Here is a 13,925-nt window from a genome sequence, read left to right on the forward strand (position 1 = left end):
GCCAACGGTCCCTGTCCGTCCCGCGACTCCCATAAGGTCGGCGGCCCTCGCCGGGCCCGAGAGTCCCGTACCGTCGGCGGCCTCCGCCGGGCCGAAGAGTCCCGTACCGTCGGCGGCCCCCGCCGGGCCCACGCCCCCCGTCCGACCTGCTGTTCCCGCCGACCTCGCCGCCCCCACCGGTCCCGCACCCCCCGTCCGCCCGCCGGCTCATGTTCGGTCCGTGCGGGTATTCCCGTCCGTCGGGCGAGCGTTGCTCGGGTGTGTTCCCGGGCTCGGTGCCGTTCTCGCGCTAGTGCTGTGTGTCAACGGTGTCGAGCGGGCGGTGGACGCCAGGCCCACTGCCGAAGTGGCCCGGCACGGGCGCGTCGCGCACCACGCGGCCCGGCCGCACATCGTGCCGCGGTCGGTGTGGGCCGCAGGCACCGGTGAGGCGAACTCCGCCGCCCGCACCCCACCGCCCCCGCACTACGACGACAAGGTGCTCGCAGTCTTCGTGCACCACACCGACTCGCCCAACGACTACGACTGCGCCGACGCGCCGCGCATCATCCGCTACCTCGCCGCCGGCCAGACCGGTGCCCGGGACTGGGACGACATCGGCTACAACTTCCTCGTCGACCGCTGCGGCACCATCTACGAGGGCCGTGCGGGCGGCGTCACCCGGGCCGTCACCGGTGCACACACCCAGGGCTTCAACCACCGCACGGCGGGCATCGCCGCCATCGGCACCTTCACCGCGGGCGCCCCCGTCCCGCGGGCGATGACCGACGCGATCGCCGCACTGGCCGCCTGGAAACTCGGCCTCACCGGCATCGACCCGCGCAGCACCGTCCGCCTCACCTCCAGCAACAGCCTCAGCCGCTACACCGCCGGCACCGTCGCGAAGCTGCCCGCCCTCGCCGGCCACGGCGACGGCTACATGACGACCTGCCCCGGCGCCGCCCTCAGGGCACGTCTGCCGGAGATGAGGGAGACAGCGGCCCGCCTCCAGGGCAGGACCTGAGCCGCCGGGTCACCTGCGCCCCAAATACACCCCCAAAGCCCGCTGCAACACCCTGCCCTGGAGCCCCACCGGCCTCTCCCACTCCCCGAGGTACTCCACGACCCGGCCGCCCGCCCCCGTCTTGAACCGGAGCCGGCCCAGCAGACGGTCCTCGCCGAGGGAGGGGTTCACCGAACGCAGGTCGTACGTCTCGGCACCGGCCGCCCGCGCATCGCACAGCATCCGCCACAACAGCGCGCTGCTGGGCCGCAGTTCCCGCCCCCGTCGACCGGACGCGGCATAGGAGTGCCAGACGCGGGACCCGACGTTGATCATCAGCGCGGCGGAGAGCACCTCGCCGTCGTACTCGGCCAGATAAAGCCGCAGCCGGTCGGAGTCCTCCGCGTTCATGGACTCCCACATGCGCCGGAAGTAGACCGGCGGACGGGCCCGGAAGCCGTCGTGGGCGGCGGTCGCGGCATAGAGACGGTAGAAGTCGGGCAGATCGGCGGCCGTCCCCCAGGAGACCCGGACGCCCGCCGACTCGGCCGTGCGCAGGGACTGCTCGAAGTGCGGTGCGAGGGCTCCGCGCAGCTCGTCCACCGAGCGGCCCGCGAGCGGGATGTGACAGCCGTAGCGCGGCTGCCCGAGCCCGAAGCCGCTGTCCTCGTCCTGCGCGCACCTCCGCCACCCCAGCCCGCGCAGCCGCTCCCCGGCGTCCAGCGCGAACCCGTCGACGCCGGCCGCGGGCACCTCGCGCACATGGCGTACCTCGGGGTCGGCGATGCCGGCCGTCACCGTCTCGGGGTCCCAGTACCGCACGACGACGGGTGGCCCGATCCGCACCGAGAACGCCCCGCGCTTCTCCAGGTGGGCGACCAGTGGATCCAGCAGGCGCTCGGGTCGCGGGGCGCGCCAGTCGATCGCGGGCCCGTCGGGGAGGTAGGCGAGACAGCGCCGGGTGCCGGGCAGCGGCCGGTACAGGACGAGTGCCGTCGCGACCCTCGCCTCGTCCTCGAACCAGCCGACGCTCTCCGCCACCCAGTCGGGCTTCACGTCGGCCCACTCGGGGATCTGGAGATGGCTCGCGTCGGGGTTCAGCCGCAGGTGGGCGAGATGTTCCTCGCGCGTGATCTCGCGCACATACGGGCTGGTCATGGGCGGGGTGCTCCTGTCCGGGGCGGCCACGGTAAGCCGGGAGTCACGGCAGGGGTCAAGAGCCCGAGCCCTCACAGGTTTCTCGTAGGCGGCTCAAGGACCACTCCGAAGCAGCCGCCCTATCGTCATGCACACGCACTGACTGGAGGTGGGGAAGAAATGAACAGCAGTCACACGAACACCATGGAGCAGACCCGCGGAGGGGCCCGGACCGCCCGTGGACCCTGGGCGGTCGTCTGCGCGGTCGCGGCCGTGATCCTCGGCCCGGCCGCCGTCACCGCGTCCGCGCTCGACCAGGCCAACGCGGCCCCGTTGCACCACGCCGTGAAGGCCGACCAGACCCAGGCGTACATTCCGACGGACACGACCCGGCGCAGGGCCGCGACGGCGGCCTGAACACGGTGCGAGCGGCCTGACCGGGACTCAGCCCCTGAACCGGTCCCACAGCTTGGGATACCGCTCCGCCAGTACCCGGTCGCTCTCCAGGTCGACCGGCGCACCGAGCGGCTCGGAGGCCCCGGGCGGGATACCCAGGTCGGGAGCGACGGTACCGGTGAGCTGCTCGTAGGCCTCGTCGGCCGCGTAGCCCAGTTCCTCGCCGTCGCCGTCGATCTCCTCGTCGAAGTCGGCCAGCACGTCGGCGAGCGAGTCGGGGTCGTGCACGCCGCCCTCGTACACCTCGCGCCCCTGGCCGATCAGCCAGCACCGGAAGGAGTCGAAGGCGTCGTCGCTCACCCCGTCAAGCAGGATCGAGGCGGCGCCCCACAGGTCCCAGGTGTACGCACGGTTGAAGCGGGCCTCGAAGTGACGGGCGAAGTCGAGGACCATGTCCGGGTCCAGCGCCAGGAGCCGGTCCACGAGCAGGTCGGCCTGCTCCTCGGGGTCGCCCTCGGCGGCCTCGCGGGTGGCGTCCACCAGCTCCCAGAACTCCGTCTCGTCCATCACGGGTCCAGCATCGGGCCTGGAAGGGTGGGGCGCACGTGGAGTGCGGCGGATTGTTATGTCCCGAACAGGGTCCCGTCCCTCCCGTACAGCCCCGCCAGACGTACGGCGTCCCTCGCGAACCGCGTCCGCAGGCTCTCCGGAGCCAGCACCTCGGCCTCCGGCCCCAGCGACGCGAGCTGCGCGTAAGCGACCTCCTCGGACTCCACCGGGAGGCTCACCGTCACCCACCCGTCGTCGTCCGGCGGCCCGGCGGCCGCCAGCGCCTCCCGGGCGGGACCGGCGGGATCGACGGCGTACGGCAGTCTGCGCGCCCCCGCACCGGACAGCCGTACGACGACCTCGGCCCGCAGGATCGAGCGCGCGAACTGTTCGGCGCGCTCCTCCCAGAACCCGGGCAGGTCGAACTCCTCGTCGCGCACGAACCGTTCCCCGGCGGCCGTCACCGCCATGAACCGGTCGATGCGGTACACCCGGAAGGAGCCGTTCCCCGGGATCCGTGCGCACAGGTACCAGACGCCCGCCTTGAGCACGAGCCCGTACGGCTCCAGCTCCCGCTCCACTTCGCGCTCCCGGCCGCGGTAGCGCGCGCTGACCTGTCGGTCGTCCCACACGGCGTCGGCGACGGCGGGCAGCAGCTCGGGGGACTTCGGCTCGGTGAACCAGTTGGGCGCGTCGAGATGGAACCGCTGAGCGGCCGTACGGGAGGCGTCGCTGACGGAGGGGAGCAGCGCGGCGGACACCTTCAGCCGGGCGGCGGAGGCGGCGTCCTCGAGCCCCATCTCGCGCAGCGCCCCCGGCACACCGGACAGGAACAGTGCCTCCGCCTCGCCGCGGGCCAGGCCGGTGAGGCGGGTGCGATAGCCGCCGATGAGGCGGTACCCGCCCGCCCTGCCCCGGTCCGCATACACCGGAACCCCGGCCTCTGACAACGCCTGCGCATCCCGGGTGACCGTCCGCTCCGACACCTCCAGCTCCCGCGCCAGCTCGGCGGCGGTCATGGAGGGACGGGACTGGAGCAACAGCACCATCTTGATGAGCCGGGCAGCACGCATGGGGCCATGATGCCGGGGGTTCGTGGTCGGGTGCGGCCCGGATGTGGCCGGTCGCGCGGTTCCTCGCGCCCCTCAAAAGACAGGCCCGCTCGGACGCACCTGTCTTTTGGGGGCGCGGGGAACCGCGCGACCAGCCCCCACCGGGCCCGCAGCCGAACTACAACCCGTACCGCTCCCGCGCTTCCTTCACGGCCGTCGCCTTGACCTCGCCGCGCCGGGCCAGCTGGGCAAGGGCCGCGACCACCACGGACTCCGCGTCGACGCCGAAGTGGCGGCGGGCGCCCTCGCGGGTGTCGGAGAGGCCGAAGCCGTCCGCGCCGAGCGAGGACCAGTCCTGCTCGACCCACTGCGCGATCTGGTCGGGGACCTGGCGCATGTAGTCGGAGACCGCGAGCACCGGGCCCTCGGCACCGTGCAGCGCCTGACGGACGTACGGGACCCGCTCCTCGCCGCGCAGCAGACCGGCGTCGGCCTCCAGCGCGTCACGGCGCAGTTCCGTCCAGGACGTCGCGGACCACACGTCGGCGGCCACGCCCCACTCCTCGGCCAGCATCCGCTGCGCCTTCAGCACCCAGTGGATCGCCGTGCCGGAGCCCAGCAGCTGGATGCGGGCGGCGTTGGCGACCGGGGTCAGGCCCGCGGACTCCGCCGTGTTGAAGCGGTACAGACCCTTGACGATGCCCTCGTCGACACCGAGACCGGACGGCTTGGCGGGTTGCGGAAGCGGCTCGTTGTAGACCGTCAGGTAGTAGAAGACGTTCGGGTCCTCACCGGGCGCGGCCTCGCCGTACATACGGCGGATGCCGTCGCGCACGATCGTGGCGACCTCGTACGCGAACGCCGGGTCGTACGTCAGCGCCGCCGGGTTCGTCGCCGCGATCACCGGCGAGTGACCGTCCGCGTGCTGCAGGCCCTCGCCCGTCAGCGTGGTACGGCCCGCCGTGGCGCCGACGAGGAAGCCGCGGCCCAGCTGGTCGCCGAGCTGCCACATCTGGTCGGCCGTGCGCTGCCAGCCGAACATCGAGTAGAAGATGTAGAACGGGATCATCGCCTCGCCGTGCGTCGCGTACGCGGTGGACGCGGCGATGAAGTCGGCCATCGAACCGGCCTCGGTGATCCCCTCGTTGAGGATCTGGCCGTTCTGGGCCTCCTTGTAGTACATCAGCTGGTCGCGGTCGACCGGCTCGTACGTCTGGCCCTTGGGGGAGTAGATCCCGAGCGACGGGAACAGCGACTCCATGCCGAAGGTGCGCGCCTCGTCGGGGACGATCGGCACCCAGCGCTTCCCGGTCTCCTTGTCGCGGACCAGGTCCTTGATCAGGCGGACGAAGGCCATCGTCGTCGCCACGTTCTGCGAACCCGAGCCCTTGTCGAAGGAGGCGAAGGCCTTCTCGGCGGGGGCCGGCAGCGGGGCCACCGGGTGCACACGGCGGGCCGGGGCCGGACCGCCGAGGGCCGCGCGGCGCTCCTGGAGGTAGCGGACCTCGGGGGAGTCGGCGCCGGGGCGGCCGTAGGGGACCACGCCGTCGACGAAGTCACTGTCCTTGATGGGCAGTTCAAGCAGGTCGCGCATCGTCTTGAACTCGTCCACCGACAGCTTCTTCATCTGGTGGTTGGCGTTCTTCGACGCGAAGCCTTCACCGAGGGTGTGGCCCTTGACCGTCTGGGCCAGGATGACCGTCGGCGCGCCCTTGAACTCGACGGCGGCCTTGTAGGCGGCGTAGACCTTGCGCGCCTCGTGGCCACCGCGGGAGAAGTGGAAACACTCGAGGATCTTGTCGTCGGACAGCAGCTTCGCCATCTCGACGAGGGCCGGGTCCTTGCCGAAGAAGTCCTGGCGGATGTAGGCGGCGTCGCGTGTCTGGTACGTCTGCACCTGCGCGTCCGGTACCTCGCGGAGCCGTCGTACCAGCGCGCCCGTGGTGTCGAGCTGGAAGAGCTCGTCCCAGGCGTTGCCCCACAGCGACTTGACGACGTTCCAGCCGGCGCCGCGGAACTGGGCCTCCAGCTCCTGCACGATCTTGAAGTTCGCGCGGACCGGGCCGTCGAGGCGCTGCAGGTTGCAGTTGATGACGAAGGTGAGGTTGTCGAGGCCCTCGCGGCTCGCGAGTGCGAGTGCCGCCGTGGACTCCGGCTCGTCCATCTCGCCGTCGCCGAGGAAGGCCCAGACGTGGGAGTCCGAGACGTCCTTGATGCCGCGGGCCGTCAGGTAGCGGTTGAAGCGCGCCTGGTAGATCGCGGAGAGCGGGCCGAGGCCCATGGAGACCGTCGGGAACTCCCACAGCCAGGGCAGGCGGCGGGGGTGGGGGTACGACGGGAGGCCGTTGCCGCCCGACTCGCGGCGGAAGTTGTCGAGCTGCTGCTCGTCCAGCCGGCCGTCGAGGAAGGCGCGGGCGTAGATGCCGGGGGAGGCGTGGCCCTGGATGTAGAGCTGGTCGCCGGACCCGTCGGCCTCCTTGCCCTTGAAGAAGTGGTTGAAGCCGGTCTCGTAGAGCCAGGCCGCGGAGGCGAAGGTGGCGATGTGGCCGCCGACGCCGTATTTGGAGCCGCGGGTGACCATCGCGGCCGCGTTCCAGCGGTTCCACGCGGTGATCTTCCGCTCCATCTCCTCGTCACCGGGCGCGGACGGCTCGGCGGCGGTGGGGATGGTGTTGACGTAGTCGGTCTCGAGGAGCTTGGGCAGCGCGATGCCGTTGCCCTCCGCCCTCTCCAGCGTGCGGCGCATCAGGTACGCGGCTCGGTGCGGGCCGGCCGCCTTGGCGACCGCGTCCAGCGAGGCCTGCCATTCGGCGGTCTCCTCGGGGTCCCGGTCGGGGAGCTGGTCGAGCTCGCTCGGCTGGATGGCGTAGGGGTCGGTCATGTCGCCGCCTTCCTCAGTCGAAGGGGGTTCCCTCAATCAGGCAGGGTTTCGGGGGTGCCCTTTGTCTTTGGCAGGACAGGGCGGAGGGCCCCGGTAAGGGCCCGTCGGCGACTCTAACTCGCTGATCGATGATCGATCAAAGGGTTGAGGGGCAAAACTTCTCGATGACGAGAAAGTAGGCACGGGGTGCCTCCGACTAAGACACCGGGTGCCTTGCTTTCGAAGGGTTTCCGCAGGTGAGCGCAGGTGTGCTCGGCTGCGTCAGGCCCGCGGCGCGCACCCCAGGACATGCGCCTTCACGATCTCCGGGATCCGCGGGTCCCGGCGCTTGAACGCCGCCACCAGCTCCTCGTGCTCCTCCGCGTACGACTGCTGGACCGTCCCCAGCCAGCGGATCGACAGGGCGGTGAAGACCTCGATGCCCAGGCCCTCCCAGGTGTGCAGCAGCACCGAGTTGCCGGCCGCCCGCACCAACTCGCGGTGGAAACCCACCGTGTGCCGCACCTGCCCGGTGCCGTCCGAGTCGCGGTCGGCCTCGTAGAGCGCGGCGACATGCGGCTCCAGGGCCGAGCAGTCCTGCGCCAGCCGCTCCGCCGCCAGCTCCGCCGCGATGGCCTCCAGACCGGCCCGCACGGGGTAGCTCTCCTCCAGGTCGGCCGCCGTCAGATTCCGCACCCGTACGCCCTTGTTCGGCGCGGACTCGATCAGCCGCAGCGACTCCAGCTCGCGCAGCGCCTCCCGCACCGGCGTCTGGCTGACCTCCAGCTCGGTCGCGATACGGCGCTCCACGATCCGCTCACCCGGCTGCCAGCGCCCGCTGACGATCCCCTCCACGATGTGCTCGCGGATCTGTTCGCGCAGCGAGTGGACGACGGGCGCGGTCATGAGAGCTCCTTAAGGGCGTTTGACGTTTAGACAATAAGGCCGAGTGCCCGCTCGGGAGGGGCGCACGGGGGCGCTTTCATGCAGGTGAGACGAGGCTTACACGCTCCCAGCCGCACGACTTCTGTCAAGACACGGAACCCCACGGCTCCGAGGAGTGTCGCGTTCGTCAGGGGTTCCCGCGCGGGGCGCCCCTTCGCACCACAGGGGGACGGCATGAACATCGGAGGACAGCGCGGACTGGCGTTCGCGGCCGTGATCGGCGCGATCGTCGCCGTGACGGGCTGCGGTCAGCCGGCCGCACGGGCGACGGCCGACGTGACACAGAGCAGTACCGAAGCGACCGGAGCGATCACCGGCATGGCGGGCGCGGCCGGGGGCGGCGGCGCCGCTTGCGTCTTCGTCAAGCCCGACGGAGCGCAGAAGTTCGGGCACGTCGGCTGGGGCTTCAAGGTCCCGGGCGCCGGTCGCTGGGTCTACGGCGCCGTCGAGAACCCCAGCGCGAAGCTGTACACCCCGCCGGGCGGCGACATCGGGGCCTGGCACGCGGAGGGGACGTACGACCGCATGCTCAGCGAGATGTCGACGGACGCCCACTACCCCGGCACGTCGCAGCACCCGTACAGCCGCTACCGCTGCACGAAGTCCTCGACGTACGACGTGAACAGGGCCCGGGCGATGGTCCGTACGGTCGAGGCGCGCGGTTTCCTCGTCGGCGTGGACCCGAGGACCGGCAAGCTCACTTCACGGGACTGCCTCGATGCCACCTACGACGTCCTGAAGGCATACCGGACCAAGGGGCTCACGCCGGCCCCGAAGCTGTCCATCCCGAACGTGTGGGTGGAGGAGCTGTGGGGCTGGTCGGACAGGCAGCTCGCGCCCAGGTGAGAGAACGCCGGTGCCCCCGCCCGGAAACCGGACGGGGGCACCGTACGAGCGAAGGCGCTTACAGGCCGAGCTCGACCTCGAACTCGCCTGCCTCCAGGATCGCCTTGACCGCGGTCAGGTAACGGGCCGCGTCGGCGCCGTCCACCAGACGGTGGTCGTAGGAGAGGGTCAGGTAGGTCATGTCGCGAATGCCGATGACCGTGCCCTCCTCGGTCTCGATGACCGCCGGCCGCTTGACCGTGGCACCGATACCGAGGATCGCGACCTGGCCCGGCGGCACGATGATCGTGTCGAAGAGCGCACCGCGCGAACCGGTGTTGGAGATGGTGAAGGTCGCGCCGGACAGCTCGTCGGGCGTGATCTTGTTCGCGCGGACCTTGCCCGCGAGCTCCGCCGTGGCCTTGGCGATGCCGGCGATGTTGAGGTCGCCCGCGTGCTTGATGACCGGGGTCATCAGGCCCTTCTCGGAGTCCACCGCGATACCGATGTTCTCGGTGTCGAAGTAGGTGATCGTGCCCTCGTCCACGTTGATCCGGGCGTTGACGGGCGCGTGCGCCTTCAGCGCCTGGGCCGCGGCCTTGACGAAGAACGGCATCGGGGAGAGCTTGACGCCCTCACGGGCCGCGAAGCCGTCCTTGGCGCGGGCGCGCAGCTTCATCAGGCGGGTGACGTCGACCTCGACGACCGAGGACAGCTGCGCCTGCTCGTGCAGCGCCTTGACCATGTTGTCGCCGATGACCTTGCGGATGCGCGGCATCTTGACGGTCTGGCCACGGAGGGGGGAGGCCTCCAGGGACGGCGCCTTCTTGGCGGTGGCGGCAGCCGGAGCGGCCGCGGCGGGAGCCGGAGCAGCGGCGGCGGCCTTCGCGGCCTCGGCGGCGGCGATGACGTCCTGCTTGCGGACCCGGCCGCCGACGCCGGTGCCCTTGACGGCTGCCAGGTCGACGCCGTTCTCGGCGGCGAGCTTGCGCACCAGCGGGGTCACGTAGGCGCCGTCGTCACCGGAGGTCGCGGCGGGAGCCGGGGCCGGGGTGACCGGGGCGGGCGCCGGAGCCGGAGCGGCGGGTGCCGGAGCCGTCTGCTGCTGCGGGGCCGGAGCCGAGGGCGCCTGCGGGGCAGGAGCCGGAGCGGGCGCCGGAGCCGCGGGGGCGGGCGCCGGGGCGGGGGCCTCGGCAGCGGGGGCCGGAGCGGCGGGGGCCGGGGCAGCGGCCGGAGCCGCGCCCGGGGCGCCGATGACGGCGAGCTTCGCGCCGACCTCGGCCGTCTCGTCCTCGCCGACCACGATCTCCAGCAGGACGCCGGCGACCGGCGCCGGGATCTCGGTGTCGACCTTGTCCGTGGAGACCTCGAGCAGGGGCTCGTCCTCCGCGACCTCCTCGCCGACCTCCTTCAGCCACCGGGTGACGGTGCCCTCGGTGACGGACTCGCCCAGCGCGGGCAGGACGACGTCCGTGCCCTCGGCGGAGCCGCCGCCGGAAGCGGCCTCGGCGGTGGGAGCCGGCGCGGGGGCGGCCTGCTCGGTGGACGGGGCGGCCTGAGCCGGCTCCGGGGCGGGCTCGGCGACCGGCTCGGCGGCCGGTGCCGGGGCAGCGGCGGGGGCGCCGGTGCCGTCGTCGATCACGGCCAGCTCGGCGCCGACCTCGACCGTCTCGTCCTCGGCGACCTTGATGGAGGCCAGGATGCCGGCGGCGGGGGAGGGGATCTCGGTGTCGACCTTGTCGGTCGACACCTCGAGCAGCGGCTCGTCGGCCTCTACACGCTCACCCTCGGCCTTCAGCCAGCGGGTGACGGTGCCCTCGGTGACGCTCTCGCCGAGCGCCGGAAGGGTTACGGAAACCGCCATGGTTTCGGTTGCTCCTTACGAATTGCGGAAGTCTGTGATCGTCGCTTCGTCGACCGAGGGATCAGTCGTGCGCGTGCAGCGGCTTGCCCGCAAGGGCCAGGTGCGCCTCGCCGAGCGCCTCGCTCTGCGTCGGGTGGGCGTGGATGAGCTGGGCGACCTCGGCCGGCAGCGCCTCCCAGTTGTAGATCAGCTGGGCCTCGCCGACCTGCTCGCCCATGCGGTCGCCGACCATGTGGACGCCGACCACGGCACCGTCCTTCACCTGGACGAGCTTGATCTCGCCCGCGGTACCCAGGATCTTGCTCTTGCCGTTGCCCGCGAGGTTGTACTTCAGAGCGACGACCTTGTCCGCGCCGTAGATCTCCTTGGCCTTGGCCTCGGTGATGCCCACGGAGGCGACCTCGGGGTGGCAGTAGGTCACCCGCGGGACGCCGTCGTAGTCGAGCGGAACGGTCTTGAGTCCGGCCAGACGCTCCGCGACCAGGATGCCCTCGGCGAAGCCGACGTGCGCGAGCTGGAGCGTGGGGACCAGGTCACCGACGGCGGAGATGGTCGGGACGTTGGTGCGCATGTACTCGTCGACCAGGACGTAGCCGCGGTCCATCGCGACGCCCTGCTCCTCGTAACCGAGACCGGCGGAGACGGGCCCGCGGCCGACGGCCACCAGCAGTACCTCGGCCTCGAACTCCTTGCCGTCGGCAAGGGTGACCTTGACGCCGTCCTGGGTGTACTCGGCCTTCTGGAAGAAGGTGCCCAGGTTGAACTTGATGCCGCGCTTGCGGAACGCGCGCTCGAGCAGCTTGGAGGAGTTCTCGTCCTCGAGCGGGGCGAGGTGCTTGAGACCCTCGATGATCGTGATGTCCGACCCGAAGGACTTCCACGCCGAGGCGAACTCGACGCCGATGACACCGCCGCCCAGGATGATCGCGGACTTCGGCACGCGGTCGAGGACGAGGGCGTGGTCCGAGGAGATGATCCGGTTGCCGTCGATCTCCAGGCCCGGCAGCGACTTCGGCACGGAGCCGGTCGCGAGGAGCACGTGGCGGCCCTGGATGCGCTGTCCGTTGACATCGACGGAGGTCGGCGACGACAGCCGGCCCTCGCCCTCGATGTAGTGGACCTTCCGGGAGGCGACAAGCCCCTGGAGGCCCTTGTACAGGCCGGCGACGACGCCGTCCTTGTACTTGTGCACCCCGGCGATGTCGATGCCCTCGAAGGTGGTCTTCACACCGAACTGCTCGCTCTCGCGGGCCTGGTCGGCGATCTCGCCCGCGTGCAGCAGGGCCTTGGTGGGGATGCATCCCCGGTGCAGGCAGGTACCGCCGACCTTGTCCTTCTCGATCAGGGCGACGTCAAGCCCCAGCTGAGCCCCGCGCAGGGCCGCGGCGTAACCGCCACTACCACCGCCGAGGATCACTAGGTCGAAAACGGTGCTGGCGTCGTTCGCCACGTCACGTCCTCCATGCATGTGCGCCGTACGCCGGTCTCCAGTGACCGCGCGGCGGCTGGTGTCCGGCCGCTCTTTCTTCGGCCCTGTGGTGGGGGCCCTGTCCTGCCGAGCCCCATCTTCGCACTTGTCCGCCCTGAACGAGACGCCGGGCCGGGGTGTGAGACACCACACGCTCACATGAGAAGAGGGGACATGGTGAGACACGTCAGGGGCGCGGGGGCTGTATCCGTTTGCGGCTCCGCCGCGTGGCGCGACCAGCCCCCACGCCCCTGCAGACGCCACACAACCGATGGCACCGAGCTAGTGGGCGACCATCACCCCAGGTCACCCGAGGCAGTCAACTCAGCGAGCCGCACCAGCGTCCGCACCGCCGTCCCCGTCCCGCCCTTCGGCGTGTACCCGAACGGACCGCCGTCGTTGAACGCGGGACCCGCGATGTCGAGGTGCGCCCAGGTGATCCCCTCGCCCACGAACTCCCGCAGGAAGAGCCCGGCGACCAGCCCACCGCCCATCCGCTCACCCATGTTCGCGATGTCGGCGGTGGGAGAGTCCATGCCCTTGCGCAGGTGCTCCGGCAGCGGCATCGGCCAGGCAGGCTCCCCGACCTCCTCGGCGGCCTCGTACACCGCGGAGCGGAACGCGTCGTCGTTGGCCATGATCCCGAACGTCCGGCTGCCGAGCGCCAGCATCATCGCGCCGGTGAGGGTCGCGACGTCCACGATGGCGTCCGGCTTCTCCTGGGACGCGGCCCACAGCGCGTCCGCGAGGACGAGCCGCCCCTCCGCGTCGGTGTTGAGCACCTCCACGGTCTTGCCGCTGTACATCCGCAGCACGTCACCGGGACGCGTGGCCGACCCCGACGGCATGTTCTCGGCGAGCGCCAGCCACCCGGTGACGTTGACCTCGAGACCCAGACGCGCGGCCGAGACCACGGCCGCGAACACCGCCGCCGCCCCGCTCATGTCGCACTTCATCGTCTCGTTGTGGCCCGCCGGCTTCAGCGAGATACCGCCCGAGTCGTACGTGATCCCCTTGCCGACCAGCGCGAGGTGCTTCTTCGCCTTGGACGAGGTGTACGACAGCTTCACCAGCCGCGGCCCCGACGCCGACCCCGCGCCGACGCCGAGGATGCCGCCGTAGCCGCCCTTCTCCAGCGCCTTCACGTCGAGCACCTGCACCTTGAGGCCGTGCTCCTTGCCCGCGGCCTGCACGATCGAGGCGAACACCTCGGGGTTCAGGTCGTTCGGCGGCATGTTGATGAGGTCGCGCGCGCGGTTGAGTTCCTCGGCGACCGCGGTGGCCCGGGCGAGCGCGGCCTTGTACGCGGCGTCCCGCGGCTTGCCGCCCAGCAGCGCGGCCTCGGCCAGCGGAGCCTTGCCGTTCTTCGCCTTGGCGTCCTTGCCGTTCTCCTTGTACGTGGTGAAGGAGTACGCCCCGAGCAGCACGCCCTCGGCGACCGCGCCGGCGTCGGCGGCGTCGCCGAGCGGCAGCACGAACACGGCCTTCTTCGCGCCGACCAGCGCGCGGGCGGCGACACCGGCGGCCTTGCGCAGCGCCTCCGGGTCGAAGGAGGAGTCCTTCTCGGGCTCGGCGCCCAGGCCCACGGCCACCACGAGCGGCGACTTGATGCCGGAGGGCGCCGGCAGCTTCGTCACCTCGCCCTCGGCGCCGGAGGCACCGAGCGTCTCCAGGACGCCGGCGAGCCTGCCGTCGTAGGCCTTGTCCACGGATTCGGCGCCCGGCGCCACTACCAGGCCCTTCGCGCCCTTGGCGACACCGATCACGATCGCGTCGGCCCGCAGGCCGGGCGCCGCGGAGGTGCTGAGAGTGAGAGCAGTCACGGTGGTGAATTCTCGCTTCCGATG

11 protein-coding genes are annotated in these 13,925 nt (G+C 71.4%); 3 read left to right on the forward strand and 8 right to left on the reverse strand.

Annotated features, from left to right (window positions below; translation table 11 throughout):
- Positions 1–250: 250 nt before the first annotated feature.
- The gene (locus AQJ46_RS14275; protein WP_059205968.1) at positions 251–1,003 is read left to right on the forward strand and encodes a peptidoglycan recognition protein family protein; all 753 of its coding nucleotides are present in this window, start codon (positions 251–253) and stop codon (positions 1,001–1,003) included.
- A 9-nt stretch (positions 1,004–1,012) separates the two neighbouring features.
- On the opposite strand, the gene AQJ46_RS14280 is transcribed toward AQJ46_RS14275, so the two are convergent.
- Entirely contained in the window at positions 1,013–2,140 is a 1,128-nt protein-coding gene (locus AQJ46_RS14280; protein ID WP_059205969.1) for a lipid II:glycine glycyltransferase FemX, read from the reverse strand.
- Between the two features lie 159 nt (positions 2,141–2,299).
- Here AQJ46_RS14280 and AQJ46_RS14285 point away from each other — a divergent pair, with 159 nt between their 5' ends.
- Entirely contained in the window at positions 2,300–2,536 is a 237-nt protein-coding gene (locus AQJ46_RS14285) for a hypothetical protein (protein WP_059205970.1), read from the forward strand.
- Between the two features lie 27 nt (positions 2,537–2,563).
- On the opposite strand, the gene AQJ46_RS14290 is transcribed toward AQJ46_RS14285, so the two are convergent.
- From AQJ46_RS14290 to AQJ46_RS14305, 4 genes are all read right to left on the reverse strand, one after another.
- Complete coding sequence (locus AQJ46_RS14290) at positions 2,564–3,082, reverse strand: DUF4240 domain-containing protein (RefSeq protein ID WP_059205971.1); 519 nt, start codon at positions 3,080–3,082, stop codon at positions 2,564–2,566.
- A 56-nt stretch (positions 3,083–3,138) separates the two neighbouring features.
- The gene (locus AQJ46_RS14295; protein WP_059205972.1) at positions 3,139–4,137 is read right to left on the reverse strand and encodes a helix-turn-helix transcriptional regulator; all 999 of its coding nucleotides are present in this window, start codon (positions 4,135–4,137) and stop codon (positions 3,139–3,141) included.
- A 157-nt stretch (positions 4,138–4,294) separates the two neighbouring features.
- Positions 4,295–6,997 carry a pyruvate dehydrogenase (acetyl-transferring), homodimeric type gene (aceE, locus tag AQJ46_RS14300; RefSeq protein WP_059205973.1) on the reverse strand — a complete coding sequence of 901 codons (2,703 nt, stop codon included), beginning with the start codon at positions 6,995–6,997 and terminating at the stop codon, positions 4,295–4,297.
- 261 nt (positions 6,998–7,258) lie between these two features.
- Positions 7,259–7,882: a GntR family transcriptional regulator gene (locus tag AQJ46_RS14305; protein ID WP_020115869.1), complete on the reverse strand. Its 624-nt coding sequence runs from the start codon at positions 7,880–7,882 to the stop codon at positions 7,259–7,261.
- A 213-nt stretch (positions 7,883–8,095) separates the two neighbouring features.
- Between AQJ46_RS14305 and AQJ46_RS14310 the strand changes: the two genes are divergently transcribed.
- Entirely contained in the window at positions 8,096–8,767 is a 672-nt protein-coding gene (locus AQJ46_RS14310) for a hypothetical protein (protein WP_059205974.1), read from the forward strand.
- 58 nt (positions 8,768–8,825) lie between these two features.
- On the opposite strand, the gene sucB is transcribed toward AQJ46_RS14310, so the two are convergent.
- The 3 genes from sucB to AQJ46_RS14325 form a co-directional block, all read right to left on the reverse strand.
- Positions 8,826–10,610 (reverse strand): 2-oxoglutarate dehydrogenase, E2 component, dihydrolipoamide succinyltransferase, encoded by a 1,785-nt coding sequence (gene sucB, locus AQJ46_RS14315; protein WP_059205975.1) that lies wholly within the window; start codon positions 10,608–10,610, stop codon positions 8,826–8,828.
- A gap of 61 nt (positions 10,611–10,671) precedes the next feature.
- On the reverse strand, positions 10,672–12,060 hold the full coding sequence (gene lpdA, locus AQJ46_RS14320; protein ID WP_057611760.1) for a dihydrolipoyl dehydrogenase: 1,389 nt from the start codon (positions 12,058–12,060) through the stop codon (positions 10,672–10,674).
- Between the two features lie 314 nt (positions 12,061–12,374).
- Positions 12,375–13,901, reverse strand: coding sequence for a leucyl aminopeptidase (locus AQJ46_RS14325; RefSeq protein WP_059205976.1), 1,527 nt, complete (start codon positions 13,899–13,901; stop codon positions 12,375–12,377).
- Positions 13,902–13,925: the final 24 nt, after the last annotated feature.

The sequence above is a fragment of the Streptomyces canus genome, from assembly GCF_001514145.1.
Classification (GTDB): Bacteria; Actinomycetota; Actinomycetes; order Streptomycetales; family Streptomycetaceae; genus Streptomyces; species Streptomyces canus.

Coding starts and splice junctions, on each gene's coding strand:
- AQJ46_RS14285 (WP_059205970.1), top strand. CDS start 2,300: ATGAACAGCAGTCACACGAACACCATGGAGCAGACCCGCGGAGGGGCC.
- AQJ46_RS14280 (WP_059205969.1), bottom strand. CDS start 2,140: ATGACCAGCCCGTATGTGCGCGAGATCACGCGCGAGGAACATCTCGCC.
- sucB (WP_059205975.1), bottom strand. CDS start 10,610: ATGGCGGTTTCCGTAACCCTTCCGGCGCTCGGCGAGAGCGTCACCGAG.
- AQJ46_RS14290 (WP_059205971.1), bottom strand. CDS start 3,082: ATGGACGAGACGGAGTTCTGGGAGCTGGTGGACGCCACCCGCGAGGCC.
- AQJ46_RS14295 (WP_059205972.1), bottom strand. CDS start 4,137: ATGCGTGCTGCCCGGCTCATCAAGATGGTGCTGTTGCTCCAGTCCCGT.
- AQJ46_RS14310 (WP_059205974.1), top strand. CDS start 8,096: ATGAACATCGGAGGACAGCGCGGACTGGCGTTCGCGGCCGTGATCGGC.
- AQJ46_RS14305 (WP_020115869.1), bottom strand. CDS start 7,882: ATGACCGCGCCCGTCGTCCACTCGCTGCGCGAACAGATCCGCGAGCAC.
- aceE (WP_059205973.1), bottom strand. CDS start 6,997: ATGACCGACCCCTACGCCATCCAGCCGAGCGAGCTCGACCAGCTCCCC.